27 protein-coding genes are annotated in these 23,208 nt (G+C 70.7%); 16 read left to right on the forward strand and 11 right to left on the reverse strand.

Translation table 11 applies throughout. From position 1 onward, the window contains the following. Positions 1-156: 156 nt before the first annotated feature. Positions 157-471 carry an HNH endonuclease signature motif containing protein gene (locus VLK66_RS19290; protein ID WP_325311099.1) on the forward strand — a complete coding sequence of 105 codons (315 nt, stop codon included), beginning with the start codon at positions 157-159 and terminating at the stop codon, positions 469-471. A 333-nt stretch (positions 472-804) separates the two neighbouring features. Continuing rightward, positions 805-1,296, forward strand: a complete 492-nt coding sequence (locus VLK66_RS19295; protein WP_325311100.1) for a hypothetical protein — start codon at positions 805-807, stop codon at positions 1,294-1,296. A 130-nt stretch (positions 1,297-1,426) separates the two neighbouring features. On the opposite strand, the gene hisIE is transcribed toward VLK66_RS19295, so the two are convergent. After that, positions 1,427-2,110 (reverse strand): bifunctional phosphoribosyl-AMP cyclohydrolase/phosphoribosyl-ATP diphosphatase HisIE, encoded by a 684-nt coding sequence (gene hisIE / locus VLK66_RS19300; RefSeq protein ID WP_325311101.1) that lies wholly within the window; start codon positions 2,108-2,110, stop codon positions 1,427-1,429. A 152-nt stretch (positions 2,111-2,262) separates the two neighbouring features. Between hisIE and otsB the strand changes: the two genes are divergently transcribed. Continuing rightward, positions 2,263-3,060, forward strand: a complete 798-nt coding sequence (gene otsB / locus VLK66_RS19305; protein ID WP_325311102.1) for a trehalose-phosphatase — start codon at positions 2,263-2,265, stop codon at positions 3,058-3,060. 303 nt (positions 3,061-3,363) lie between these two features. Here the strand turns inward: otsB and VLK66_RS19310 are convergent, their stop codons facing one another. Then, positions 3,364-3,525, reverse strand: a complete 162-nt coding sequence (locus VLK66_RS19310; protein WP_325311103.1) for a hypothetical protein — start codon at positions 3,523-3,525, stop codon at positions 3,364-3,366. Between the two features lie 152 nt (positions 3,526-3,677). Between VLK66_RS19310 and hisZ the strand changes: the two genes are divergently transcribed. The 6 genes from hisZ (at position 3,678) to VLK66_RS19340 (ending at position 8,399) form a co-directional block, all read left to right on the forward strand. Then, entirely contained in the window at positions 3,678-4,661 is a 984-nt protein-coding gene (gene hisZ / locus VLK66_RS19315) for an ATP phosphoribosyltransferase regulatory subunit (RefSeq protein WP_325311104.1), read from the forward strand. Continuing rightward, positions 4,658-5,311: an ATP phosphoribosyltransferase gene (gene hisG / locus VLK66_RS19320; protein WP_325311105.1), complete on the forward strand. Its 654-nt coding sequence runs from the start codon at positions 4,658-4,660 to the stop codon at positions 5,309-5,311. Before hisZ ends, hisG begins: the two co-directional genes overlap by 4 nt. Positions 5,312-5,524: 213 nt before the next feature. Further along, on the forward strand, positions 5,525-6,811 hold the full coding sequence (hisD, locus tag VLK66_RS19325; RefSeq protein WP_325311106.1) for a histidinol dehydrogenase: 1,287 nt from the start codon (positions 5,525-5,527) through the stop codon (positions 6,809-6,811). Between the two features lie 161 nt (positions 6,812-6,972). Further along, a complete protein-coding gene (locus tag VLK66_RS19330; RefSeq protein WP_325311107.1) occupies positions 6,973-7,377 on the forward strand; it encodes a DUF6941 family protein in 405 nt (134 codons plus the stop codon). 92 nt (positions 7,378-7,469) lie between these two features. Beyond that, positions 7,470-8,048, forward strand: a complete 579-nt coding sequence (locus VLK66_RS19335) for a hypothetical protein (protein ID WP_325311108.1) — start codon at positions 7,470-7,472, stop codon at positions 8,046-8,048. A gap of 129 nt (positions 8,049-8,177) precedes the next feature. Then, complete coding sequence (locus VLK66_RS19340; protein WP_325311109.1) at positions 8,178-8,399, forward strand: hypothetical protein; 222 nt, start codon at positions 8,178-8,180, stop codon at positions 8,397-8,399. A gap of 532 nt (positions 8,400-8,931) precedes the next feature. On the opposite strand, the gene VLK66_RS19345 is transcribed toward VLK66_RS19340, so the two are convergent. From VLK66_RS19345 to VLK66_RS19385, 9 genes are all read right to left on the reverse strand, one after another. After that, positions 8,932-10,023 carry a hypothetical protein gene (locus VLK66_RS19345; protein WP_325311110.1) on the reverse strand — a complete coding sequence of 364 codons (1,092 nt, stop codon included), beginning with the start codon at positions 10,021-10,023 and terminating at the stop codon, positions 8,932-8,934. Continuing rightward, the gene (locus tag VLK66_RS19350; RefSeq protein ID WP_325311111.1) at positions 10,020-11,120 is read right to left on the reverse strand and encodes a quinone-dependent dihydroorotate dehydrogenase; all 1,101 of its coding nucleotides are present in this window, start codon (positions 11,118-11,120) and stop codon (positions 10,020-10,022) included. The genes VLK66_RS19345 and VLK66_RS19350 overlap by 4 nt, the downstream gene beginning before the upstream one ends. A gap of 124 nt (positions 11,121-11,244) precedes the next feature. Further along, entirely contained in the window at positions 11,245-12,312 is a 1,068-nt protein-coding gene (locus VLK66_RS19355; RefSeq protein WP_325311112.1) for a DUF2235 domain-containing protein, read from the reverse strand. 162 nt (positions 12,313-12,474) lie between these two features. Further along, a complete protein-coding gene (locus VLK66_RS19360; RefSeq protein WP_325311113.1) occupies positions 12,475-13,284 on the reverse strand; it encodes an N-acetylmuramoyl-L-alanine amidase in 810 nt (269 codons plus the stop codon). A gap of 160 nt (positions 13,285-13,444) precedes the next feature. Further along, positions 13,445-14,209 carry a creatininase family protein gene (locus VLK66_RS19365; protein WP_325311114.1) on the reverse strand — a complete coding sequence of 255 codons (765 nt, stop codon included), beginning with the start codon at positions 14,207-14,209 and terminating at the stop codon, positions 13,445-13,447. Between the two features lie 43 nt (positions 14,210-14,252). Beyond that, on the reverse strand, positions 14,253-14,723 hold the full coding sequence (locus VLK66_RS19370) for a nucleoside 2-deoxyribosyltransferase domain-containing protein (protein ID WP_325311115.1): 471 nt from the start codon (positions 14,721-14,723) through the stop codon (positions 14,253-14,255). Between the two features lie 101 nt (positions 14,724-14,824). Further along, a complete protein-coding gene (locus VLK66_RS19375) occupies positions 14,825-15,187 on the reverse strand; it encodes a DUF3574 domain-containing protein (protein WP_325311116.1) in 363 nt (120 codons plus the stop codon). 76 nt (positions 15,188-15,263) lie between these two features. Further along, positions 15,264-15,467 carry a hypothetical protein gene (locus tag VLK66_RS19380; RefSeq protein WP_325311117.1) on the reverse strand — a complete coding sequence of 68 codons (204 nt, stop codon included), beginning with the start codon at positions 15,465-15,467 and terminating at the stop codon, positions 15,264-15,266. Between the two features lie 151 nt (positions 15,468-15,618). Further along, positions 15,619-17,562: an ATP-dependent metallopeptidase FtsH/Yme1/Tma family protein gene (locus VLK66_RS19385; protein WP_325311118.1), complete on the reverse strand. Its 1,944-nt coding sequence runs from the start codon at positions 17,560-17,562 to the stop codon at positions 15,619-15,621. Between the two features lie 354 nt (positions 17,563-17,916). On the opposite strand from VLK66_RS19385, the gene VLK66_RS19390 reads away from it, so the two are divergent. From VLK66_RS19390 to VLK66_RS19420, 7 genes are all read left to right on the forward strand, one after another. After that, positions 17,917-18,240, forward strand: a complete 324-nt coding sequence (locus tag VLK66_RS19390; protein WP_325311119.1) for a hypothetical protein — start codon at positions 17,917-17,919, stop codon at positions 18,238-18,240. A 212-nt stretch (positions 18,241-18,452) separates the two neighbouring features. Beyond that, positions 18,453-19,673 (forward strand): acetyl-CoA C-acetyltransferase, encoded by a 1,221-nt coding sequence (locus VLK66_RS19395; RefSeq protein WP_325311120.1) that lies wholly within the window; start codon positions 18,453-18,455, stop codon positions 19,671-19,673. A gap of 61 nt (positions 19,674-19,734) precedes the next feature. Beyond that, complete coding sequence (locus VLK66_RS19400) at positions 19,735-20,550, forward strand: hypothetical protein (RefSeq protein ID WP_325311121.1); 816 nt, start codon at positions 19,735-19,737, stop codon at positions 20,548-20,550. An 8-nt stretch (positions 20,551-20,558) separates the two neighbouring features. Beyond that, the gene (locus VLK66_RS19405) at positions 20,559-20,906 is read left to right on the forward strand and encodes a hypothetical protein (protein WP_325311122.1); all 348 of its coding nucleotides are present in this window, start codon (positions 20,559-20,561) and stop codon (positions 20,904-20,906) included. 311 nt (positions 20,907-21,217) lie between these two features. After that, entirely contained in the window at positions 21,218-22,102 is an 885-nt protein-coding gene (locus VLK66_RS19410) for a 3-hydroxybutyryl-CoA dehydrogenase (protein WP_325311123.1), read from the forward strand. A gap of 183 nt (positions 22,103-22,285) precedes the next feature. Further along, positions 22,286-22,456: a hypothetical protein gene (locus VLK66_RS19415; RefSeq protein WP_325311124.1), complete on the forward strand. Its 171-nt coding sequence runs from the start codon at positions 22,286-22,288 to the stop codon at positions 22,454-22,456. A 167-nt stretch (positions 22,457-22,623) separates the two neighbouring features. Continuing rightward, a complete protein-coding gene (locus VLK66_RS19420; protein ID WP_325311125.1) occupies positions 22,624-23,142 on the forward strand; it encodes an AAA family ATPase in 519 nt (172 codons plus the stop codon). The last annotated feature ends 66 nt before the right edge of the window (positions 23,143-23,208 follow it).

Here is a 23,208-nt window from a genome sequence, read left to right on the forward strand (position 1 = left end):
GGAGACAATATAGCACGCGTGGAGATCTAAGTGAACGGTATTGCGCGAAGGCGGACTTTGTGCAGTTGTTGCCGCGAATTTATTCGCCCGGTATGGTGAGGGCGAGCCGATGCCTCGGCAGATGGATGATGAAGCAGGCGTGATGGAGCAACCGTGATGGACGCGGCCGATCTTTCGCTGCGGGACCGGATCTTCGCGCGCGACGAGTACCGGTGCGTGTACTGCGCGGGCCTGTATCCGCCGGAGCAGCTGTCGCTGGACCACGTGCAGCCCCGCATGCGCGGCGGCGACAACTCCGAGGGGAACCTCGTCACCGCCTGCAAGGCGTGCAACACGCGCAAGGGCTCGCTCGCCGCGTGGGCGTGGCTCGCCGACCTCCCCCCCGAGCGCGCCAACTTCCTCCGCTTCGCCACCGCCGTCTGGCCACGCCACCGCCGCGCCGTCGAGGAGGCGGCCCGGCGGAAGGGGTGATCGTTCCGCATCGCCCATCCCATCTTCTTCCCCTGATCGCGGGTGCCGCACGGCGCCCGATCCTCCCCGGCTGGGTTCCGACATCTGTTTCGCAACGCCGAACGTTGTCGGAGGAAAACTGCAGTTTGCCTCGAATCTCCCTAAATCATTGAGGATGATGCGTGTATCCCGACGGAAACGTTTGGGAACGATGCGTGCATGGCGCGGTGAGCGAGCGCTCATGGCCGCCGATATGCATACCTCCGCACCGGGCCGGGGGATCGGCAGGCCGCATCCGCGGCGGGCCGAATCCGCCACGGCGTGCATGGGGCAGGGATGCAGGGAGAAGACGCAGTGCCGCGAAGCAGGATCCACCAGATGGAGCGCGTGCTGGCGTTCGCCACGCGCTTTCTGGACGAAGTCCGCGAAGACATCGCCCGCGCCCGAATGGACGACTCGGACACGCCCCCGAGGATCCGCAGCGTCCACGAGCGGCCGGGGCACGCCACCCCGGAGTTCCGCACCCTCACCATCCCCATCCCCGACGGCTTCGGGGGCATGTCGCCCGAGGTGCTCTCGGGGGCGATCGCCAGGTTCGCCGCCAGCAAGAAGCCGGACTGCCTGCTCCTGGCCTTCGACGCCGAGAACGGGGACGGCCCGGTGCTGATCGCCGAGGCGCGCTGCCGCTACGGGACGCGGCTGTTCTGGATGCAGCCGTACACGGTGGGCGGGTCGCACGGCGTGGAGTGGGGCGAGCCGGTGGGCGGCGGCTGGAACGACCCCGGCGAGGAGGAGATGATCCTCGACGGCGCGTTCTCGGGGGTGAAGGTGGCGGCGACCGTCTGAACGAAGTACAAAAGTACGGAGTACTGAAGTACGAAACGACCCTCGTCCGGTCTTGGCGAGGGTCATCCGTATTTTCGCGGGACCGACGACCCCAGATCTCACGCCGCGTGAGATTCAGGGATGCCGGGGCTCAGCCGACTTCGGAAGATCTGCGCGATGCCGGGTCGGCCGATCCCTCGCGCGGCTGCTGGCCGAAGCGGCGGTCGAACTCGGACCACAGGTCGTCGAGGGGGAGGCCCTTCGCGCGCCAGAGCACCAGGAGATGGTAGAGCAGGTCGGCGGACTCGCTGCGCAGCTGCTCGGTGCCGTCGTTCTTGGCGGCGATGATGGTTTCGGTGGCCTCTTCGCCCACTTTCTTCAGGATCTTGTCGATCCCCTGCGCGAACAGGTAAGTGGTGTACGATCCCTCCGGCCGCTCCACGTCCCGCGCGGCCACGATCTCCTCGACGCGGGCGAGCACCGGGCGCGAATCATCCCCCTGCCGCAGCTCCTCTCCGTCCACCGCGCGGAAGAAGCAGCTGCGCTCGCCGGTGTGGCAGGCGGGGCCCGTCTGCCGGACGCGGTAGAGCACGGCGTCGGCGTCGCAGTCCACGCGCACCTCGTCCACCTCCTGGGCGTTTCCGCTCGTCTCGCCCTTCTTCCACAGCTCGCCGCGCGACCGGCTCCAGTAGTGCGCGCGGCCGGTCTCGCGCGTCAGCCGCAGCGCCTCGGCGTTGGCCCAGGCGAGCATCAGCACCTCGCCGGTGCGCGCGTCCTGCGCCACCACGGGCACCAGGCCGCGGTCGTCGAAGCGGATGGAGTCGAGCCAGGACATCAGGAACCGGGTGCGAAAGTACGAAGGTGCGAGACTGCGAAAGTGTTGGGGGATGCGGCTCCGGGGCCGATCCCCTACCTTCGGCGCGGAACGTACCGGCGGGCGCGGCGGGGGGCAACCGGCCGCGCGATCTCCATCTCCCGATTCGCTGGATGACGATGCTTCCTCATGCGCTGGAGCGGGTCGCGGGGTGGGCCGAGGCGTGGCGCCGCACCGGCAGGCTGGTGCTGCTGCTGGACTTCGACGGCACGCTGGCGCCGATCGTGGACCGCCCCGAGCTGGCGGCGATGCCGGACTTCACGCGCCGCGCGCTGGAGCGGCTGATGGCCATGCCGGGCGTGGAGGTGGCCGTGGTCAGCGGGCGCGGGGAGGCGGACGTGCGCGAGCGTGCGGCCATCCCCGGCATCGCCTACGCGGGAAACCACGGCATGGAGATCCACGGCCCGGGGATCGACCGCATCCACCCCGAAGCGGCCGCCGCTCGCCCGGTTCTGGAGCGCGCCGCCCGCGAGCTGCGCGACGCCATCGCCGGCATCCCCGGCGCATTCGTGGAGGACAAGGAGCTGACGCTGTCGGTGCACTTCCGCCTGGCCCCGCGCGAGCGGCTGGGGGAGCTGCACGAGATCATCCGCCGCGTGGTGGACCCCCTCCCCGGCGTGCACCTGACGGAAGGAAAGCAGGTGATCGAGGTGCGGCCGAACGTGGATTGGAACAAGGGAAAGGCTGTGCTTTTCCTGCTGGAGCAGATGCACCCCCCCGCCGGCGCGCCCGTCCTCTACTTCGGCGACGACCGCACCGACGAGGATGCCTTCCGCGCCTTGCGAGACGCCGATGCCGGCGAGGGCGTCCTCATCGCCGAGCAGGTGCCGGAAGAGAGCGCCGCGTCGTCGTATCTCCACGCGCCAGCGGAGGTTGGGGAGGTGTTCGCGCGGCTGGCGGAGGCGGGATGATCCCCGGCAACCCCCAATGGAATTGGGGGGCTACAAAAGCACAAAGTCCCTGCGGGACTGCTGGGCAGCATTGGTGTGCGGGGGATGGCTTGGCTCGGGCCTTGGTGTTCTTGCGATCTGGATGCAGAGATGCTTCCCCCTAGCGGGGATGCCCGCCAGCAGTCGCGCAGCGACTTTGTGCGGTTGTAGCCCCCCAATTCATTGGGGGTAAGCGAGGTGGCATGCACCGGACGGGGGATAAACACACCGCGGGGGCCCCGGTTGGGGCCCCCGCGAGTGTCTGCTGATCGGTCCGGCCCGTGCTTACGCGACGGGGCGGCGGCCGGCGATGATGCGCCAGGCGATCACGATCACGGCGATGATCAGCAGGATCCAGGCAACGCTCTTCAGCGCCGCGATCACGCCGCCGACGCCAAGCAGGCCGAGCAGCAGCAGCACGATGGCGATGATCAGGATGATGTCCACAAGTGCCTCCCCTCAAGGGTGAATTCGGGTACTGCACCTTCTCGCCGGGGGATAAAGCAAGCGTTGTGCCGAAACCGTAAATTCGGTGCCGATCCGGATTTGCGCCGAACCCGCGTTGCCCCCTCCGCGGGGCGCCGATATCTTCCGCCGCCATGCCGACTTCCCTTCTCGCCCAGGTGCCGCCGGGCTCGCTGGATCTGCTCGCCGGCGACGTGCGCCGCCGCCGCCACGTGCAGCGCGAGTGGTTCGCGCTGGCCGAGGCACACGGCTACCAGGAGGTCATCCCCCCGACCTTCGAGTACGAGGAGGTGTTCACCCGCAGCGCCGGCCCCGAGCTGGCGTCGCGGCTGATCCGCTTCGTGGACCGCGACGGGCGCCTGGTGGCACTCCGCGCGGACTTCACCTCGGCGATCGCCCGCGTGGTCGCCACGCGGCTGGCGGACGCGCCGCTCCCGCTGCGGCTGGCGTATGCGGGGAAGGTGTACCGCCAGGAGCCCGAGGCCGTCGGACGGCGGCGCGAGATCTTCCAGCTGGGCGCGGAGCTGATCGGCGACCCGTCGCCCGAGGCGGACGTGGAGGCACTGCGGCTGGTGATCCTGCAGATGCGCGCGCTGGGGCTGGGCGAGTTCCAGATCAACCTGGGCGACATCCGCTTCGTGCGGCCGCTGCTGAACGGGCTGCCGCCGGAGCAGGCCGAGGCGCTTCGCATCGCCATCGACCGCAAGGACCGCGCGGCGCTGGCCGCCAGCGCGCGGGAGATGGGCGCGCCCGCCGCGGTCGCCCGCGCGCTGGTGGAGCTCCCCGAGCTGATCGGCCGCGGCGAGGTGCTCGCCCGCGCGGGCGCGCTGGCATCGGGCCCGGAGGCGGAGGACGCGATCGAGCGCCTGCGCCGCGTGGACGCGCTGCTGGCGGACGACGAGCGGCGCCACGTCGTCTACGACCTGGGCGAGATCCGCGGGCTGGGCTACTACTCGGGGATCCAGTTCGAGGTGTTCGTGGCGGGCGTCGGCCGCGCGGTGGGGTACGGGGGGCGGTACGACGGGCTGCTCGCGCTTTACGGCGCCGACCGCCCGGCCGTGGGCTTCGCGCTGGAGACGGACGCGCTGGCGGATTTGCTGGCCGTGGAGCCGTCGTGAGCCGCGCGCTCCGCATCGCCCTGCCGAAGGGGCGGATGATGGACGAGGCGCTGCGGCTGTTCGAGGCGATGGGATCTCCCGTCGACCCCGCCGCCCGCGACTCCCGCCGCCTGATCCTTCCCTCCGCCGACGCGCGCTTCGAGTTCCTGCCGGTGAAGAGCGGCGACGTGCCTGTCTACGTGGAATCGGGCGTCGCGGACGCGGGGGTGGCGGGGCAGGACGTGCTGGAGGAGGCGCAGCCGGACGTGCTGCGCCCGCTGGACCTGGGGTTCGGCGGATGCCGGCTCTGCGTGGCGGCGCCGGAGGGCGCGCCGTATCCGCGCATCGCGGGGGGCGGCATTCCGCGCGTGGCCACCAAGTACGTGGAGAGCGCGCGCCGCTTCTTCGCCGCGCGGGGAACGCAGGTGGAGCTGATCCGCATCTCCGGCTCGGTGGAGCTGGCGCCGCTGCTGGGATTGTCGGACTGGATCGTGGACCTGGTGCAGACCGGGCGCACGCTGGCCGAGAACGGGCTGGTGGTGGTGGACGACGTATCCTCATCCACCGCCCGCCTGATCGTGAACCGCGCCAGCCACAAGCTGCGCCTGGACGAGCACCAGCGGCTGATCGCGGACCTGGCGTCGGCGCTGGAGCGGGGAGCCGGATCGTAGCCGGGGCCGGGCGCGATGAATGGATTTGTCGCCCGCCCGGGCTGGGAAGGGCGAATGAATTCGCGGCAACAACGGCCCGAAGTCCGCCTTCGCGGACTGCTGTCCAGCATCCTGCCGGCACACGGGCATCTGCGCATGCGTCGGGGGATGTAGGGTGTGACGAGAGCCCCCGGCGGGCTGCGGAATAGAGAGGGAGCAGTGCTGAACATCCGGATGATTCGCTCCGCGCCGCCGTTCGCGGAGCTGCGGGAGATGGCGGCCGCGGCGTCGACCGACGATCCGCAGCTGCGCGAGGCGGTGGCGCGCATCGTGGGCGACGTGGCCGCGCGCGGCGATGCGGCGCTGGTGGAGTACACGCGGCGCTTCGACAACCTGGAGGTGGCGACCGGCGCGGAGCTGCGCATCGGCGCGGACGAGCTGGAGCGCGCCGCCGCCTTCATCGATCCCGAGCTGCTGGCGTCGCTCGGGCGCGCGGCGGAGAACGTGCGCCGCTTCCACGAGCGCCAGCGCGAGCACGGCTTCGTGGACTGGCTGCCGGACGGCTCGCTCCTGGGCCAGCGCATCACCCCGCTGCGCCGCGTGGGGATCTACGTTCCCGGCGGCCGGGCGGCGTATCCGTCGTCGGTGCTGATGAACGCCATCCCCGCCGCGGTCGCGGGGGTGGACGAGATCGCGATGGTGTCGCCGACGCCGGGGGGCGAGGCATCTCCCGTGGTCCTTGCCGCCGCGCACGTGGCGGGGGTGACGGAGGTGCTGCGCATCGGCGGGGCGCAGGCGGTCGCGGCGCTGGCGCACGGCACCGAGACGATCGGGCGCGTGGACAAGATCGTGGGGCCCGGCAACAAGTGGGTGGCCGAGGCCAAGCGCCAGGTGTTCGGCCTGGTGGACATCGACATGATCGCGGGGCCGTCGGAGATCCTGGTGATCGCGGACGAGTGGGCGAACCCCACGCACGTGGCCGCGGACCTGATCGGGCAGGCGGAGCACGACCCCGACGCCATCGCCTGGCTGGTGACGAGCTGCCCGTCGCTCCCCGAGGCGGTCGTCGCCGAGCTCGACCGGCTGCTGGAGCGCAACCCGCGGCGCGACGTGGCCCGCGCGGCGCTGGAGGCGAACGGCGCCATCGTCGTCGTCACCTCGCTCGCCGACGCGGCGGCCGTGGCCGACCTGCGCGCGCCGGAGCACCTGGAGCTGCTGGTGGCCGAGCCGCTGGCGCTGGCGGGGCGTATCCGCAATGCCGGCGCGATCTTCCTGGGCGCGCACTCGCCCGAGCCGATGGGCGACTACTTCGCCGGGCCCAACCACGTGCTGCCGACGGGCGGAACGGCGCGCTTCGCCAGCCCGCTGGGCGTGTACGACTTCGTGAAGCGCACCAGCCTGATCGGCTACTCGCCCGAGCGCCTGCGCGCGCACGCGGCCGACGTCATCCGCCTGGCCGAGGCCGAGGGGCTGCACGGCCACGCCGAAGCCGTCCGCGTGCGGCTGAGCGGGGAATCGTAGCGCCGAATCCTCCCGGAAGGGCGAATGAATTCGCGGCAACAACGGCCCGAAGTCCGCCTTCGCGGACTCCCGGTGCGGGCATCGGCGCGCTCGGCGAGCCGTTGGGCGGTTTCGTACTTCCGTACTCTCGTACTTTCGTACTTCTACCTGAACTCTCGCACATGAAGATTCTCTACGCCCTCCTCTGCGAATCCGCCCAGGAGCGCCCCGACGGAAGACTCGATGTCCACGGCGTGTTCCACCAGCTGTACGCGCCCGGCTTTCCCGCGCAGCAGGAGCGGATGACGTTCGCCGTCGCGCTGGAGTGGGAGGCGCACGAGCGCGGCCGCATCGAGTTCTCCATCGAGCTGGTCGATCCGGCGCGCAGCCCCGTGCTCAGCATCACCGGCCACACCGAGGTGGCGGAGCAGCAGCCCATGCAGGGCCCGCCGCAGACGCGCGTGGTGATGCCGCTGGACAACGTCGTCTTCCCCGCCGAGGGCACCTACGCCTTCGAGCTGGTGGTGGACGGCGAGCGCCAGCGCCTGACCCCGCTGCACCTGCTGAAGGACACGGCGATGAACTGAGCGGGTCGATGGAGACGGGTGTCAGTTCCGGGCGGATCGGGGCGTTCTACGGGTGACCGCAGCCACGACCCACCGCCCGCCGGGAGATGCCGATGATCCAGATGCTCCGTTCGCGCTTTACCGCCGTTCTCGCCGCCGCCGGGCTCGTGGCGGCGTCCGCCTCGTGCGCGGAGACGTTCATCCCGCGGCTGGAGCCCGGGAGCGCGCTGTTCGAGGTGGAGTACACGAACGCCGCGTGGGGCAGGCGGTGGAACGGGTTCTACGTCGACGCGCAGGACCGCGTCTATTCGTACGACCTGGGCGACGCCCGGTTCGACCTCGAGGGGAGCGGCGACGAGTTCACGGCCGCCGAGCTGGCGGCGAAGTACGCGCACGACGCGAAGCTCGTCACCACGCTCGCGCCCGGCGAGGCGCTGGCGCGGTACGATGGCGTGCGCGCGGTGCTGACCACCCCGCTCACCGCGCCGCGGGGCATGTGCGCCGACGCGGGGACGCTGCGCTTCAGCGCGCTGGTCTACGACGCGCGCACCGACACCTACCATCGCGTCCTCCTGCACCAGAGCGGCGACGTGGCGCAGGCCAACCTCTCTCCCGTGGCGCTCAACCTGTATCACTGGCTCAGTGGCGTCACCGGCACAAGCTCCGGCGCCTGCGACCCGTTCGACGCCTGACCGGAACGGGGGATGGAGATGCGAAGGGCCGCGCGTGCAGCGCGGCTCTTCGCGCATCTCCGGACGGGGTGCGCTCCTTGCGGCGCAATCCGCCGAGGATCGAGAAACCCGTGACGAGGAGATGAAGCGATGTCCATGATGGACGAGCTCGTAGGCCAGATCAGCCAGCGCACCGGCATCCCCGCCGACAAGGCGCAGGAGGCGGCCCGCACCGCCGTGGAGTTCCTGGATTCGCGCCTCCCCGCGCCGATCGGCGGCAACCTCGCCAAGATCGTGCAGGGCGGCGGCGGCGGGATGCCGGACCTCGGCGGCCTCGCGGGCGGCCTCGGCGGGATGTTCGGGGGGAAGTAGATCGAAATCAGAAGGGCCGGCGCCGATGGGGTGCCGGCCCTCTTTCCTCGTTCGATGCGCTTCCCAGGGCACGCCCGGAGAGACGTCATCCTGAGTCGAACACCGCGCTGTGCGGGACCACGATGGATGAAAGGGAGGCGTCCTCCGGAGCCGGGCTTTCGACCCGAACAGCCTCGCGCAGTTTGCGAGGCTTCCCGTAGTTGTTGCTGCGACTTCAGTCGCCGGTGACCGGCTGCGCCCGGAACTTTCCATTCAGGCCGGCCACACCGCAATCGGCCGCATGATGAATACTCTGCAGGCCGAAGGATCTGTAGCCCGCCAAGCACGTCAACAGAGGATGCATACCGAGGTTCGTTCCCGCAGCGTGTCGACACGCATGCGAACGAAGCGCAGGTGTGATTCGCAGAGTGACGGGTGAGACAGGCGATAGATCCTTCGGCCTGCGAGCATTTGCGTGGGGACAGCTACCGTGTGGCCGGCCTCAGGATGACGTCGGGGCGGGGACGAACCGGGCGAGAGGTCCATCGTCCTGTCACACCGCGTACAGCGCGCGGTCCAGCAGGCGGACGAACGTCGCGGTCTCGCGGAACCAGTGGATGGGGTGCAGCCAGGCGCCGGTGGAGTGCGCGAACAGGCCGGTGATGGTGGCGGGCGCGGCGACGTGCGGCGGAAGCATGGAAACCAGCCGCAGCGTTTCGGTGAAGGGGATCAGGCGGTCCTGCCGGCCGTGGCTCAGCACCACCTTTGCATGGAGATTCGGGAGATGCGGGCGCGGATCCAGCCCCGGGTCGTGCTCCAGCGCCGCCGCGGTGAAGCGCGCCGCCAGCTCCCCCGCCGCCTCGACGTCCACCGCGACGTCCGTCTTCGGCGCGATGGTCCGCCACACGCGCCGCTCCTCGGGCGTGAAGCCGCGCGAGAGCTCGTCCTTCATGGCGTCGTAGTGCGGGCCCCACGCCCACTCGCCGCGGCGGCCGCACTCCACCGCCAGGGCCAGCGCGGCGTCGGCCAGCCGTCCCATCTCCCGATATTCGTCCAGCAGCGTCAGGTAGTTGCCGACCACGATCCAGCGGCCGTACGGGTCGGGGTCGAGGGTGTACTCATCCCCCCGCCACTCGTGGCGGCCGGTGAACAGGCAGCGCAGCATCCGCCCCAGGTCGCAGTATCCCCCGAAGCCCACCACCGCCTTCAGGTGCCCGCGCATGGCCTCGTCCGCCGATGCCATCAGCACCTGCGTGGCGCCGAAGGAGAAGCCGATGGCGCCCACGCCGCCCGGCCGCACCTCGCGCATCCCGTCCAGGTGCAGCACGCCCGCCTCCACCGTGGCGCGCGCGGCCTCCACGTCCAGCCGCAGCTCGCGCCACGCGGGGACGTCGGGGACCAGGACGACGGCGCCGGACGCGGCCAGCGAGCGGACGAAGCGCAGCATGGAGACGTGCCGGCGGCCGGGGACGGTGAGGCCGTGCAGCACCACCCATCCCGGCGCGGGGTGATCTCGTTGTCCGGGCGGGAGATACAGCGTCGCCTCGCGCTCCTCGCCGGCGACGCGCACGGTCGTCTCCACCTCGCGGACGCCGCGCGCGCCGGCGACCCACGCGCGCAGGAACTTCGCGGTTCGCGCCTTCATCGGTGCGCGCTCCCGATGGCCTCTTCCAGCGTGCGCATCCCCTCGCGGCGCAGGCGCTCGCGCAGGCCGATGCAGATCTCCCGCGCCACCAGCGGGCCGCGGTAGATGAAGCCGGTGTAGAGCTGGACGAGCGCCGCGCCGGCGCGCACCATCTCCCACGCGTCGTCGGCGGTGAAGATCCCGCCCACGCCCACGATCGGCATCGCCCCGCCCGCCGTCCTGCGGATGAGGGAGACGACCTCGCGCGCGCGGGTCCGCAGCGGCGCGCCGCTGACGCCGCCCGCGCCCAGCGCCTCCACGCGCGCGGGCGCCGTCCGCAGCCCGTCGCGCGAGACGGTGGTGTTCGTGGCGATGATCCCCGCCATCCCCTCCTCGCGCGCGATCCCCACCGCCTCCTCGATCTGCGGGTCGGTGAGGTCGGGGGCGATCTTCAGCAGGACCGGCCGCGCCTCGCCCGCGCGCGCCGAAGCCAGCTCGCCCGCGCGGCGGCGGAGGGCGCGCAGGAGGTCGCGCAGCGGCGCCGCGTCCTGCAGCTGCCGCAGCCCCGGCGTGTTGGGCGAGCTGACGTTGACCACCAGGTAGCGCGCGAACGGCTCCAGCAGCTCCAGCGAGCGCAGGTAGTCGCCCGCCGCGTCCTCCAGCGGGGTGACTTTGCTTTTACCGAGGTTGATGCCGAGCACCGGCTCGATCCGCGTCCGCCCGAGCCGCGCGGCGACCGCGTCCGCGCCGGGGTTGTTGAAGCCCATCCGGTTCAGCAGCGCGCGGTCGGCGGGGAGGCGGAAGAGGCGCGGGCGCGGGTTTCCCGGCTGGGCGTGCGCGGTGACGGTGCCGATCTCCACGAACCCGAAGCCGAGCGCGCCCAGCGCGTTGAACATCTCGCCCGTCTTGTCGAACCCCGCCGCCAGGCCGACGGGGTTGGGGAAGCGGATGCCGAAGCGCTCGATGGCCAGCGCCGGATCGTCGATGGCGACGGCGGAGCGGACGAGCGCGCGCAGCGGCGGGGGAGCGAGCGAGAGGTCCAGCAGCCCGCTACCGACGTGGTGCGCCGTTTCCGCCGGGAGGGTGAAGAGGAAGGGGCGCAGCAGGTCGTAGAGCATCGGCGCGGGGGCGGCGGGCGTACGCAGGCCCGGACCGCGCGTTGCGGTCCGGGCCGTCTGTCATCCGCCGAAGCTAGATGCGGCGCGCGGCGGCGGCAAGCGAGGGCCGCGTGCGTCTCGGTGGCTACGCCGGCGGCGGAGGCGGGTTGCGGTCCAGGAACTTCCGCAGGTTCGGCGGATCGTAGCGCGGGTCGAGGGGGGCGCTCAGGCGCTGGTACACGCTCGGGTGGATGGCCTGGTTGCTCGCCAGCTCGTTCTTCTGCTTGTCGAGAACCTTGTTTCCAATCTCCCGCTCCAGCTTTCCCAGCACTTTCCAGTGGCCCAGCGAGTCGACGATCTCGCCCTCGAAGCTGCCTTTGACTCTCGATTGGACGAACTCGCTGTCGAACTGCAGCCCGGTACTCTTCGCCTTCTCCACCATCCACTCGAACGCGATGTCGGACAGGCCGGCGTCGGGGTAGCCGCCCCCCACGTTGGAATGCACGCCGCAGAACCACACCTGCTCGAAGTGCCGCCTGTCCTCCAGGTGCGAGCCGGCCTTGATCCCCCACAGCGTGGGCTCGAACGGCTTGCGCTGCTCGTCGATGGAGAGGGCGTGGAACGCGTAGTCCACGGTGCTGCTGAGCGCCACGTCGTGAAACTCGAAGCGCTTCCTGGCGATGAACCGCATCGCGCCGGGGATGCCCAGCGACCCCACCGTGTCCCACACGCCGATCATCTTGATGCGAACCGGTATGCTGTATCTCTCGCGGAACTGCACCGCCTCGTCGTCGTCGGGATGGACGCCGCTGCGGTAGAAGTTGAACGCCTCGGGGATGCGGTGGGTCTCGTTCGGCTTCAGCACGCCGCACTTGCGGATCATTCCGCCCAGGCTGCGCGCGGTGAACGCGCCGCGGCTGAACCCGAACAGGTAGATCTCGTCCTCGTGCTCGTAGTTGTCGACCAGGAAGCGGTAGCAGTCGCAGATGTTGCGCTCCAGCCCCACGCCGAATCCGCCGCCCAGCACCTTGTCCAGCAGCCCGAACCCGGTCCCCACGCCTTCGTGGTAGAAGACGATCTGCGACACGCCGTCGTCGCCGGTGGAGCAGACCGCCCGCGCCATCTTGGTCACGTTGGTGGGGACGGGCGTGCCGTGCGCGGTCTTGTCGGGGGTGTTCCAGGTGCCGTCGGCACAGATGACGAGGCGTCTCATCGGTGGGGTCTCCGGGGCGGATGCGTTCGCGGCGGAAAGGACGGACAGAATTAGAGGGGAGCGATGAAGGGTTTTTCCAGCGATGATTGCACGACCGGCCGGGTGGCGCGGGCCCGGAGCGCGTTCGGCGCGCTCCGGGCCGTTCCGATCAGGGGATGGGGATCAGCCGCCCGTTCCCGCCGGCGTGGCGACGTTCGCGACGGGGACCGTGCCCAGCGCGGCGATCACGCGCGCCCAGTCGAACGCGGGGCCGATGTCCCACTTGCCGTAGCTCTCGGGCTGGTAGTTCACGTGCGTGGTGATCCCGCGGAACTTGGCGACGTCGGCGTACACGTCGTAGCGCTTGGCCTCGGGGAGGAAGGCGGCGGGGACCTTGTAGGTGGCGGTCAGGTAGCGCAGCAGCCGGGTCAGGCTGGCGTACTGCGCCTCGGCGAACGCCGCGTAGCGCGTGCGCTTGCGGAACGGCTGCGGCAGCGTGACGTACGCGTCCCTGTCGGCCACGTTGCAGTACGGCGCGCCGTATGGGTCCAGCAGCGTGTCGCCCTTGGGCGTCAGGTAGCCCACGTTCGACAGCTCGATCCCCACCCCGCTGCTGCTCATCTCCTTGTTCCCGCCCTGCGCCTTGGGACCCAGGTGGTACGACCAGTACTTCGACGAGAACAGCTGGTAGATGGTGCCGTCGCGGGCGATGACGAAGGGGGTGGAGACGTGGTTGCCGGGCCTGGTCAGCGCCGCCAGGTCGCCCTTGAGGTACCCGGCCGTGAAGTGCACCACGATGCGCTGCTTGGGCTTCTCCTCCTTGTAGAAGAAGCTCTCGTCGCCGTTCGCGGGCTTGCAGGTGACCACGTCCAGCGTCTCCACCGTGCCGGGGATGGTGACCTTGGCCGGCGTGAGCGAGAACTTCTTTCCGTCCGAGTCCACGCCCTTGGCGCGGAAGTCGGCTTCGTGGGCGGGGATGTTCTTGTAGTTCATGGCAGGGCTCCGGGGATGGAGACGGGGAAAGGCGGCGCCGTTGGACGCGGCGCGCGAGGATACCGCCGATGATATGATACGCGCCCCGGCGGCGTCTGTTAAGCTTCGCGTCGCCAGACGTTTGTCCGCCGCTGTCGAGCGGGCGCTCCCGGATCCGGCGTCAGGTGTAGAGGTCCGCGGGGTCGGCGGATGCCAGCTCCACCAGGAAGCCGGCGATGCGCGCGGTGACGGCGGCGAAGAAGGCGGCGCCCTTCTCCGGCGTGGAGGCGCGCGGGTCGCCCACGCCGGTGTCGGCGCTGATCCTGGTCCAGGGGCGCGGGGCCCACGCCCAGCCTTCGCGAAAGCCCGCGATGCGAGACTTCCGCTCCGCGCCGTCGCCGGCCTGGTCGAGCGGGAGGACGAGATCGGGGGCGAGATGCATCACCACGCTCGTCTCCAGCTCGCCCGCGTGGTCGCCGGGCTCGCGGAAGAACGGCCGCGGATCGACGCAGCTCCACCAGTCGAGGGTGCAGAGGAAGACGTTCACGCGCGGCTGCAGCTCGCGGATCATGGCGCGGAAGTCGTTGCCGCCGTGCGCGTTCAGCACCAGCAGCCGGCGGACGCCGTTCCCCGCCAGCGTGGCCGCCACGTCGGCGAGGATGGCCGCCTGCGTGGACGGGTTCAGGTTGATGCAGAGCGGGATGTCGAGCTGCCCCGTCTGCACGCCGAAGGGGATGGCGGGGAGGACGACCGCCTTCGCGCCCGCCTCCCACGCGATGCGCGCGGCCTCGGCGGCCACGCTCTCCGCGGCGATGACGTCGGTGGCGTACGGGAGATGGTAGTTGTGCGCCTCCGTGGCGCCCCACGGCAGGACGGCCACGTCGAACGCGGTGCCGCGCACCGACTTCCAGCTCGTCTCGCCCAGGATGTACGGTCGTCCCGCCACGATCACGCGTCCCGCGGAAGGTGGAGCACCCGGCCCGCCGGGCTCACAGGGTGCTCGCCCACGACCGGACGGCCGCGGCGAGCTCGTCGAGACTGGAATGGACCGTGTGGTCGCCAGGGCGCGCCAGCTTCAGTTGCGTCTCTACGTCGAAGCGCCGCTCGTAATCCGGGTGCGCACCCACGAAGAGCGGGTCCGCCCGCTCGCAGTACTTGCCCAGCTCGAACAGCGTGATGGGGCAGAGGGTTTCGGGCGGGAACCAGAAGAGCCGCGCCCGCGCCAGCCGCAGATGGTGGTGCTCCCACTCGATCTGGAAGCGGCCCATCGCGGGGTCGGCCACGTCGAAGTCCCTGCGGCGCGGGTTGATCGCCACGATCCCCGAGCCGGCCAGCCGCTCGGCCATCCACTCCTGCCAGTTCCCGCACCCGGTGATCCCCCCGCCCAGGAACAGGGTGCGCCGCAGCATCCCGGGATCGTCGGTCTGCAGCATCGCGGGGCATTGAACGTATGCGTCCATCGATGCGGCAGGGGGGTGAAGGCGGACAAGACGCCGGGGGATGAGGCGGTCGCTCGAACGTAGCCGTCCGGCCGCGGCAGCGGCAAGCCGGGATGGAGACGCTACTCGTAGAACCGCATCCGCACGGGGGTGGTGATGCGGAGCACCGCGTCCTGGCGGAAGCGGCGCTTGTACTCGTCGGCGATGTCGCGCAGCGCCGCGTCGACCTGCGGCGATGCGGCGTGGATCACCTCGACGACCATCGACTGCTCGTGCTCCAGCGTGCCGCGCGAGTCCAGCCACTGCCCCTCCGCGCGCCACACCGACAGCCCGTCGGGAAAGCGTGGCGTCACCACGTCGCGCAGGAACGCCGCCCACTCCTCGTCCGTCACCATCCCCCCGCCGGGAATCGACCGCCCGAAGAACAGCCGGTCCGCCACGGTGTCGGCATGGGCGACGGCCGCGGGCGCGCTCCCCGGCGCCACGGCGACGGCGGGCGCACACGCAGTTGCCAGTCCGGCAAAGAGCACAATCCAGGTTCCTCGCATCGTAGCCTGTCAATCAGGTGCTGGTGTTCCGCGCTGCGCGCAGCTTTGCTGCCGCGCTGTCGAGCCTAGCGTGCTTCTCTGGGCGCATCTGGAAGAGGGCTGCGTGATTACCGAGCGGATCAGGTGGTGTACTGCGCGGATTGTCGATGTTGTACTTCGCGTACCTGATGGATTCGAGAACTTCCGAGATCTCCTCTGCATCAAGATCAACGAGCATGACTTAGCTCCTTACTCAATTCTCTGGGATGTGAGCAGGAAAACAGATACACCGGATCACACCTTGGCGGAAGAATCTCCGGCAGTACCATGGCACGAAGGCCCGGACGGCGCCTGCCGTCCGGGCCTTCGAACATCGGTCTCGGCGGTGATCAGACCGCGGCGGCCAGCGCCTCGCGGGGCTCGCCGACGCCCATGGGGAGGAGCGCGGCGGGGCGGGAGAGGCCCGCCTCCTCCATGATCTCCACCGCCTCGGCGCCGTCGATGGTTTCGCGCTCCAGCAGCGCCACGGCCAGCGCGGCCATCGCCTCGCGGTTGGCGGCCAGCAGCTCCACCGTCTGGCGGTACAGGCGGTCCAGGATCGCGCGCACCTCGCGGTCCATGGCCGCGTGCATCTCGGGGCTCAGCGAGCCCGGCTCGCCCTCGTGGATCATGAGACCGGTGTCGGGCCCCATTCCCAGGTGGTACACCATCTTGCGGGCGATGCCGTTCACCTGCTGCAGGTCGCTCTGGGCGCCGCTGGTCACCGCGTGCGCGCCGAACACCAGCTCCTCGGCCGCGCGCCCGGCAAGGCCCTTCATGATGAGGCCCTCCAGGTAGTTGCGGCGGTACAGGAAGCGGTCGTCCTCGGGCGAGAAGAAGGCCACGCCCAGCGCCTGCCCGCGCGCCTGGATGGTCACCTTGTGCAGCCCGTCCTCGGGCGCGCACACCACGCCGGCCAGCGCGTGCCCGGCCTCGTGGTAGGCCACCGTGCAGCGCTCGCGGTCCAGCGCGCGGAAGCCCTTGCGCTCCTTGCCCAGCAGCATGCGGTCGCGCGCCTGCTCCACGTGCGCCCAGCGCACCAGCGTGTCGCCCTCGCGCGCGGCGGCGATCGCGGCCTCGTTCAGCAGGTTGGCCAGCTCCGCGCCGCTGGCGCCGGGCGTCAGCCGGGCGATGCGCGACAGGTCCACGTCGGCGGCCAGCGGCACGCGGCGGCGGGTGGCGTGCAGCCGCAGGATCTCCTCGCGGCCGCCGGCCGTGGGCGGGCTCACCGAGATGGTGCGGTCGAAGCGGCCCGGGCGCTTCAGCGCCTCGTCCAGGTCCTCGGGCCGGTTGGTCGCCGCGATGACGACCACGCCCGCCAGCGGGTCGAAGCCGTCCATCTCCACCAGCAGCTGGTTGAGCGTGCGGTCGTCCTCGTTGTGGCTGCGGTTGCGCCCGCGCTTGCCGCCCAGCGCGTCGATCTCGTCGATGAAGATCACGCCGCCCTTCTTGCGCGCCTTCTTGAACAGCGACTTGATGCGGTGCGCCCCCATCCCCACGATGAAGCCCGTGACCTCCGAGCCGGAAAGGGAAAAGAAGGGCACCCCCGCCTCGCCGGCCACCGCGCGCGCCAGCAGCGTCTTCCCGGTTCCCGGCGGGCCCACCAGCAGCGCGCCCTTGGGGATGCGCGCGCCCAGCGCCGCGAACGACTCGGGGCGGCGGAGGAACTCCACCATCTCGCGCAGCTCCTCGGCGGCGCCCTGCGTCCCCGCCACGTCCTCGAAGGTGGTGTCGCTCTTCCCGCCCTGGCCCAGGTCGCCGCTCTGCCCGCCGCGCATCTGGCGGAAGAGGAAGAAGACGATGCCCACCAGCACCAGCACCTCCAGCGCCATCCCGATCGTCTTCTGCACGCGCGAGCCGTCGGGCGCGGGCGCCAGGGTAATGGTGACGCCGTGCGCCTGCGCCTGCTGCGCCAGCGCGTCCACCGTCTGCACCGGATAGGCGACGGTGAAGTCGGGCGCGTCCGTCCTTACCCCGCCCGCGCGCTTCCACGTGCCCTGCACGTCCGCGCCGGGGCGCACGGTGATGGACTGCACGCGCCCCGCCTCGATCGACGAAAGCAGCTGCGAGTAGGCCACGGTGGGAAGGTCCGGCTCGCGGAAGCCCAGCCAGGTGCGCCACCCGCCGTACGCGAGCAGCGCCAGCAGCACCAGGCCGCCCAGCACGCGCGCCAGCACCGGCGAAACCGCCAGCTCCAGCCGGTTGCGCGGCTGCTCGCCGGTTGCGGCGGCGGGTTCCTGCCGCGGGGCCGGCTCCTGCCGGGGCGTTTCGGAATCGGGGAGGTTGGAAGCCATCAGGATACTGCGATTGCTCGTATGGAGATGAAAATCGGGCGGACGCCGGCCCGCGGCTCCGCCAGAATTCGTAAGTCCGGGTCGCGCCGGCCGGATGGGGTACCGCGGATCAGGGGGTGGGGTTCCCGCGAAGTCGCGATCCGGCCACGACTTGCGAAAGATAACAAGAGCGCGCCCGGAAGGGGAGCCCGGCGTCCCCCATCCGCGCGCGGCCTCCACTTCCCGCACCGGCCGGTTGCGGCTCCGCGCGGCGGACCGTAGATCAGGCGCGAGAAACGGATGCCGGTCGCGTCCGCGTTCTCCGGCCCGTTCCGAGCGGGCCCCACGCCACCCCTCGCACCCCCGGAGCCGCCGATGCGGAGCAAACTGAAGCTCGACGTGGAACAGCTGCAGGTGGAGTCGTTTTCCGTGCAGGAGGCGCGGGTGGAGCGCGGAACGGTGCACGGCCTGATGAGCGACGCGCCGCAGGTCTGCATCAGCGAGGACCCCTCGTGCAACGCGCAGCCCAGCTGCGACGGCACCTGCGCCAGCTGCAACGGGAGCTGCGGGTACAGCTGCGACTACACCTGCGGGTACACCTGCGAATACAGTTGCGGGTGGACGTGCGGCTCCACCTGTGAGCTCAGCTGCCGCTGCGGCAACACCCTGACCGGCGATCACGACGACGTGACCTTCTAGATCGCCGAGCCCGCCCGCCGCAGGCGCCCCGGCCCCGCTCCTCCCGGAGCGGGGCCGTTCCGCGGGGCGCCCCCCGCGCCCGCCGGAGCGGTGAACCGGGCTCACCCCCGCGGGCCGGAAGTCCGCTTGACGCAACGATCTCGGGCCGGTATTCTGCCCCGCTTCCCTTCCGGCTGTCAGGTCAATCCGACGCAACGAGGTCAGATCCGCATATGGCTACGCAGGGCAAGGATACAGACGTCGTCTTCCTCTCCGCCAAGCGCACGGGGATGGGCACCTTCGGCGGCGCGCTGAAGGACTTCTCGGCCACCGACCTGGGCGTCTTCGCCGCCAAGGGGGCGCTGGACGCCGCCGGCGTGAACGCCGCCGACGTGGGGCACGTGGTGTTCGGCAACGCGCTGCAGACCAGCGCCGACGCCATCTACCTGGCCCGCCACATCGGCCTGCGCGCCGGGCTGGGGATCGAGGTTCCCGCCCTCACCCTCAACCGCCTCTGCGGCTCGGGGTTCCAGGCCATCGTCACCGGCGCGCAGGAGATCCTGCTGGGCGAGTGCGAGGTGGCGCTGTGCGGCGGCACCGAGAGCATGTCGCAGGCGCCGCACGTGATCCGCGGCGCGCGCTGGGGCGACCAGCGGCTGGGGCCCGCCGGCAAGTTCTACGAGGACCTGCTGTGGGAGGCGCTCACCGACCCGTTCGCCGGGTGCAGCATGGCGGTGACGGCCGAGAACCTGGCCGACCTGCACGGCATCAGGCGGGAAGACGTGGACGCCTATGCCTGCACCTCGCAGACGCGCGCCAAGGCGGCGTGGGACGCGGGGCACTTCACCGAGGAGCTCACCCCCGTCACCATCAAGACGCGCAAGGGCGAGACGCAGTTCATGGCCGACGAGCACATGCGCCCGGAGACCACGCCGGAGTCGCTGGGCAAGCTGAAGCCGTACTTCAAGGAGGGCGGCACCGTCACCGCCGGCAACGCCTCCGGGATCGGCGACGGGGCGGCGGCGGCGGTGATCGCCAGCGCCGGGTACGCCGAGCGGAGCGGCCTGCAGCCGATCGGCCGCCTCGTCTCTTGGGGGATCGCGGGGGTGGAGCCCAAGCACATGGGGATCGGCCCGGTGCCCGCGTCGCGCGCCGCGCTGAAGAAGGCGGGGATGGAGCTGGAGCAGATGGACCTGGTGGAGGTGAACGAGGCGTTCGGCAGCCAGTACTGCGCGGTGGAGAAGGAGCTGGGCCTCGACCGCGAGCGCACCAACGTCTCCGGCGGCGCCATCGCGCTGTCGCACCCGCTGGGCGCCAGCGGCGCGCGCATCACCGTGCACCTGCTGCACGAGCTGCGGCGCCAGGGGAAGCGCTTCGGGCTGGGCACCGCCTGCATCGGCGGCGGCCAGGGGATCGCGGTCGTGGTCGAGGCCTTCCCCGCAAAGAACTCCTGATCCGCGCCCGCGCCGCCGTCCGTCACTGCCGACGGGCGGCGGCGCGCCGCATGAACCGTCCATGAGCGACCAGCATCCCGTCCCCGGCGGATCGAACCTGCCCGCGCGCAAGCTGTCCTCCACCGAGCTGGAGGCGGTGATCAAGCGCGCGGTGGAGCTGCAGACCGCGCGCGAGACGGAGATGACCGACGGCCTTTCCGACGCCGAGGTCGTCCGCATCGGCAAGGAGCTGGGGATCGAGCAGCACCTGGTGCGCCGCGCCATCTCGGAGGTGCGCAGCCGCCCGCCCGAGGAGCACGGGCTCACGGCGGCGATGATGGGCCCGGGGATCGTCCGCGCCGCGCGCACCATCCGCCGCCCCGCGGTGGAGCTCGGCATCTTCCTGGAGAAGTACCTGCTCGAGGCCGAGTTCATGGTGGTGGAGCGCCGCTTCCCCGACCGCACGCGCTACGTCCGTGCGCAGGGGATCGGCGCCGCGGTGGGCCGCACCCTTGGCAAGGTGGGAAGCCGCGTGGCCCCGCTGGACCTGCAGACGGTGGACGTGGGCGTGGCGCTGGCGGACGAGGACTCGTCGGTGGTCACGCTGCAGGTGGACCTCTCCACCGGCCGCACCTGGGGCGCGGTGGGCGGGCTGCTGGGCGGCACGGCGGGCGGCGGCGGCCTGGCGCTGGCGGTGCTGGCGACCACGGCGCCGCACATCCTGGCGCTGGCGGGGGTGGGCGTGCTGGCGGCGGGGGTGTTCGGGTCGCGGGGGATCTACCGGATCGTGGCCCGGACCATCCACAACAAGCTGGAGGCGTTCCTGGACCGCCTGGAGCACGGCGAGCTCCGCCTGCCGCAGCAGAAGCAGGAGTGGCAGAAGCGCTTCGGGCTGTGAGGCGGCAGATGCGATCCCTCCGCTCGTCCCCGGCCGCCGCGGCGATGCTGGTCGCGCTCGCCGCGTGCGGGCGCGATCCCGCGAAGGCGGTGCTGGGCGAGTGGAGCAGCGGCACGGGGCGGATGGTCTTCTATCCCGACGGCCAGCTGCTGATCCAGCAGGCCGGCAGCGCCGCCACGGCCTCGGAGGCGCGCTACGAGCTCACGGGCAGGCGCCATCGCCTTCTCCGCATCCGCGCGCTGGCGTCGTCGCCCACGGACTACGCGGTCGAGGTGTCGCGCGACAGCCTGGTGCTCTGCGCCCAGGCCCGCCCCGCCGAGTGCTTCCGCATGAGCCGGGTGAGGACGGATCGCTGAGGCAAACGCGTGGAAGAGACGTCATCCTGAGGCCGGCCACTCTGGACGTGCGGCATGCGCGAGCGTCGGCAGGCCGAAGGATCGATAGCCGAGGCCGGCACTGCGCTTCGGAGACGCTGCAGCGGTGTCACCGTCATGAGCAGCGGCGCGTCCGAAGCCGACATGCGAGGCAGGCTATGGATCCTTCGGCCTGCAAGCGATGGCGCGGAAGGCCAGGTCGGCGTGGCCGGCCTCAGGATGACGTCTCTCCAGGTGTGACGGGATAAAAGCTGTCCGAACATCTTGAACAACGAACCTGTCAGGAGATACAGATGGCCGAGATCAAGCGCGTGGGCGTGCTGGGGTGCGGACTGATGGGGAGCGGGATCGCGCAGGTGTGCGCCGCCGCCGGCTACGAGACCATCGTCCGCGAGGTCAGCGACGAGGTGGTGCAGAAGGGGATCGGCGGCATCGGCAGGCAGCTGGGCAAGCAGGTGGAGAAGGGGAAGCTCGCCGCCGAAGACCGCGACGCGCTGCTCGGCCGCCTGCGCGGCACCTCGAACCTGGAGGACCTGAAGGACTGCGACATCGTCATCGAGGCGATCGTCGAGAACCTGGACCTGAAGAACGAGATCTGGCGCACGCTGGACGGCCTGTGCCCGGCGCACACCATCTTCGCGTCGAACACCTCGTCGCTCACCATCGCCGACATGGCGGCGGCCACCAAGCGGCCGGAGCGCATGGTGGGGCTGCACTTCTTCAACCCCGTGCCGGTGATGAAGCTGGTGGAGGTGGTGAAGACCATCGCCACCGACGCCGCGGTGTTCCAGACCGCGTTCGACTTCGCGAAGTCGCTGGGGAAGGAGCCCATCGTCTGCAAGGACAACTCGGGCTTCGTGGTGAACCTGCTGCTGGTGCCGTACATGATGGACGCCATCCGCGCGCTCTCGGAGGGCGTGGCCAGCATCGAGGACATCGACAAGGGGATGCGGCTGGGCACCGGCTACCCGATGGGCCCGTTCGTGCTCTCGGACTTCGTCGGCCTCGACACGCTGGACAAGATCGGCGACATCATGTTCAACGAGTACAAGGAGAAGCGCTACGCCTCGCCGCCGCTGCTGAAGCGGATGGTCAGCCTGGGCTACTACGGCCGCAAGAGCGGCAAGGGCTTCTACGACTACTCGGGCGACGAGCCGAAGCCGATGCCGCTGGTGTGATCGGCGGGTGCGGGATGATGGACGGGGGAGGGCGCCGCGAACGTGGCGCCCTTCTTCGTTTCCATCCTTTTCGACGTCACCGTCATTCCGTTCCTTTTGTGACGTAGGTATGGTTCTTGTAATGAGTTACGCGCAATTCCGGTCGGGGGACCGGACGGGGAAATCTTCAAGGGGAGGGTGATCATGAAGAAGCTGACGCTGAACCTCGAGACCTTGGACGTGCAGAGCTTCGAGCCCGTCGGCGCGCGGCAGCAGGCCGGGGGAACCGTATTCGCGGCGGCCTCGCCCTCGAACACCTCACCGGCATGCTGCTACACCTTCGGCTGCGGCGATTCGATCCAGCAGGCCTGCTGAGGCGTTTCGCCCCACCGATGATCGTGAACGAGGGGCGCCGCGGCCGCGGCGCCCCTCGCCGCATTCCGCGGACGCGCGCCGCTCGGGGGAAGATTGCGCCGGGGAGGGCTCCCGATCACATTCGCCTGGGCGAAAACGGACCATGCTCGCCGTCACCATCGGGCATCATGAACGACTTCGCGGCAGGGACGCGCATCGCGATCCTCGGCAACTCCGGCTCGGGGAAGTCCACGCTGGCGCGGCGGCTGGCGGCGGAGACCGGCGCCGCGGTGCTGGACCTGGACACTGTGGCGTGGGAGCCGGGGAAGATCGCCGTTCCCCGTGAGCCGGCCGCCGCCGCCGACGACGTGCGGACATTCTGCGGCACGCACGCGCACTGGGTGGTCGAGGGATGCTACGCCCGCCTCGTCCGCGCCACCTTCGCGTTCCGGCCGCGGCTGGTCTTCCTCGATCCCGGCCTGGAGCAGTGCCTGGCCAACTGCCGGGCGCGGCCGTGGGAGCCGCACAAGTACGCGTCGAAGGAGGAGCAGGACGAACGGCTGGCGTTCCTGCTCACGTGGGTCGCCGGCTACTACACGCGCGACGGCGACCTGTCGCTGGCCGGCCACCAGGCGCTCTACGACGCGTACGACGGGCCGAAGCAGCATCTCCGCGCGCTGGCCGAGGCCGGGCCCGCGCCGGTGTGATACCGGATCTGGCTATCATCTGTGCATTACAATCGCACAGAGAGAGACGTCATCCTGAGGCCGACC

The organism is Longimicrobium sp., from assembly GCF_035474595.1.
Classification (GTDB): domain Bacteria; phylum Gemmatimonadota; class Gemmatimonadetes; order Longimicrobiales; family Longimicrobiaceae; genus Longimicrobium.

What these genes read in the sequence shown, in the direction of transcription:
- VLK66_RS19405 (WP_325311122.1), top strand. Translation starts at nt 20,559, where the DNA reads ATGCGATCCCTCCGCTCGTCCCCGGCCGCCGCGGCGATGCTGGTCGCG.
- VLK66_RS19360 (WP_325311113.1), bottom strand. Translation starts at nt 13,284, where the DNA reads ATGAACTACAAGAACATCCCCGCCCACGAAGCCGACTTCCGCGCCAAG.
- VLK66_RS19290 (WP_325311099.1), top strand. Translation starts at nt 157, where the DNA reads ATGGACGCGGCCGATCTTTCGCTGCGGGACCGGATCTTCGCGCGCGAC.
- VLK66_RS19400 (WP_325311121.1), top strand. Translation starts at nt 19,735, where the DNA reads ATGAGCGACCAGCATCCCGTCCCCGGCGGATCGAACCTGCCCGCGCGC.
- hisIE (WP_325311101.1), bottom strand. Translation starts at nt 2,110, where the DNA reads ATGTCCTGGCTCGACTCCATCCGCTTCGACGACCGCGGCCTGGTGCCC.
- otsB (WP_325311102.1), top strand. Translation starts at nt 2,263, where the DNA reads ATGACGATGCTTCCTCATGCGCTGGAGCGGGTCGCGGGGTGGGCCGAG.
- VLK66_RS19415 (WP_325311124.1), top strand. Translation starts at nt 22,286, where the DNA reads ATGAAGAAGCTGACGCTGAACCTCGAGACCTTGGACGTGCAGAGCTTC.
- VLK66_RS19355 (WP_325311112.1), bottom strand. Translation starts at nt 12,312, where the DNA reads ATGAGACGCCTCGTCATCTGTGCCGACGGCACCTGGAACACCCCCGAC.
- VLK66_RS19335 (WP_325311108.1), top strand. Translation starts at nt 7,470, where the DNA reads ATGATCCAGATGCTCCGTTCGCGCTTTACCGCCGTTCTCGCCGCCGCC.
- hisD (WP_325311106.1), top strand. Translation starts at nt 5,525, where the DNA reads ATGATTCGCTCCGCGCCGCCGTTCGCGGAGCTGCGGGAGATGGCGGCC.
- VLK66_RS19385 (WP_325311118.1), bottom strand. Translation starts at nt 17,562, where the DNA reads ATGGCTTCCAACCTCCCCGATTCCGAAACGCCCCGGCAGGAGCCGGCC.
- VLK66_RS19395 (WP_325311120.1), top strand. Translation starts at nt 18,453, where the DNA reads ATGGCTACGCAGGGCAAGGATACAGACGTCGTCTTCCTCTCCGCCAAG.
- VLK66_RS19390 (WP_325311119.1), top strand. Translation starts at nt 17,917, where the DNA reads ATGCGGAGCAAACTGAAGCTCGACGTGGAACAGCTGCAGGTGGAGTCG.
- VLK66_RS19345 (WP_325311110.1), bottom strand. Translation starts at nt 10,023, where the DNA reads ATGAAGGCGCGAACCGCGAAGTTCCTGCGCGCGTGGGTCGCCGGCGCG.
- hisZ (WP_325311104.1), top strand. Translation starts at nt 3,678, where the DNA reads ATGCCGACTTCCCTTCTCGCCCAGGTGCCGCCGGGCTCGCTGGATCTG.
- VLK66_RS19340 (WP_325311109.1), top strand. Translation starts at nt 8,178, where the DNA reads ATGTCCATGATGGACGAGCTCGTAGGCCAGATCAGCCAGCGCACCGGC.
- VLK66_RS19330 (WP_325311107.1), top strand. Translation starts at nt 6,973, where the DNA reads ATGAAGATTCTCTACGCCCTCCTCTGCGAATCCGCCCAGGAGCGCCCC.
- VLK66_RS19420 (WP_325311125.1), top strand. Translation starts at nt 22,624, where the DNA reads ATGAACGACTTCGCGGCAGGGACGCGCATCGCGATCCTCGGCAACTCC.
- VLK66_RS19350 (WP_325311111.1), bottom strand. Translation starts at nt 11,120, where the DNA reads ATGCTCTACGACCTGCTGCGCCCCTTCCTCTTCACCCTCCCGGCGGAA.
- VLK66_RS19410 (WP_325311123.1), top strand. Translation starts at nt 21,218, where the DNA reads ATGGCCGAGATCAAGCGCGTGGGCGTGCTGGGGTGCGGACTGATGGGG.
- VLK66_RS19380 (WP_325311117.1), bottom strand. Translation starts at nt 15,467, where the DNA reads ATGCTCGTTGATCTTGATGCAGAGGAGATCTCGGAAGTTCTCGAATCC.
- VLK66_RS19370 (WP_325311115.1), bottom strand. Translation starts at nt 14,723, where the DNA reads ATGGACGCATACGTTCAATGCCCCGCGATGCTGCAGACCGACGATCCC.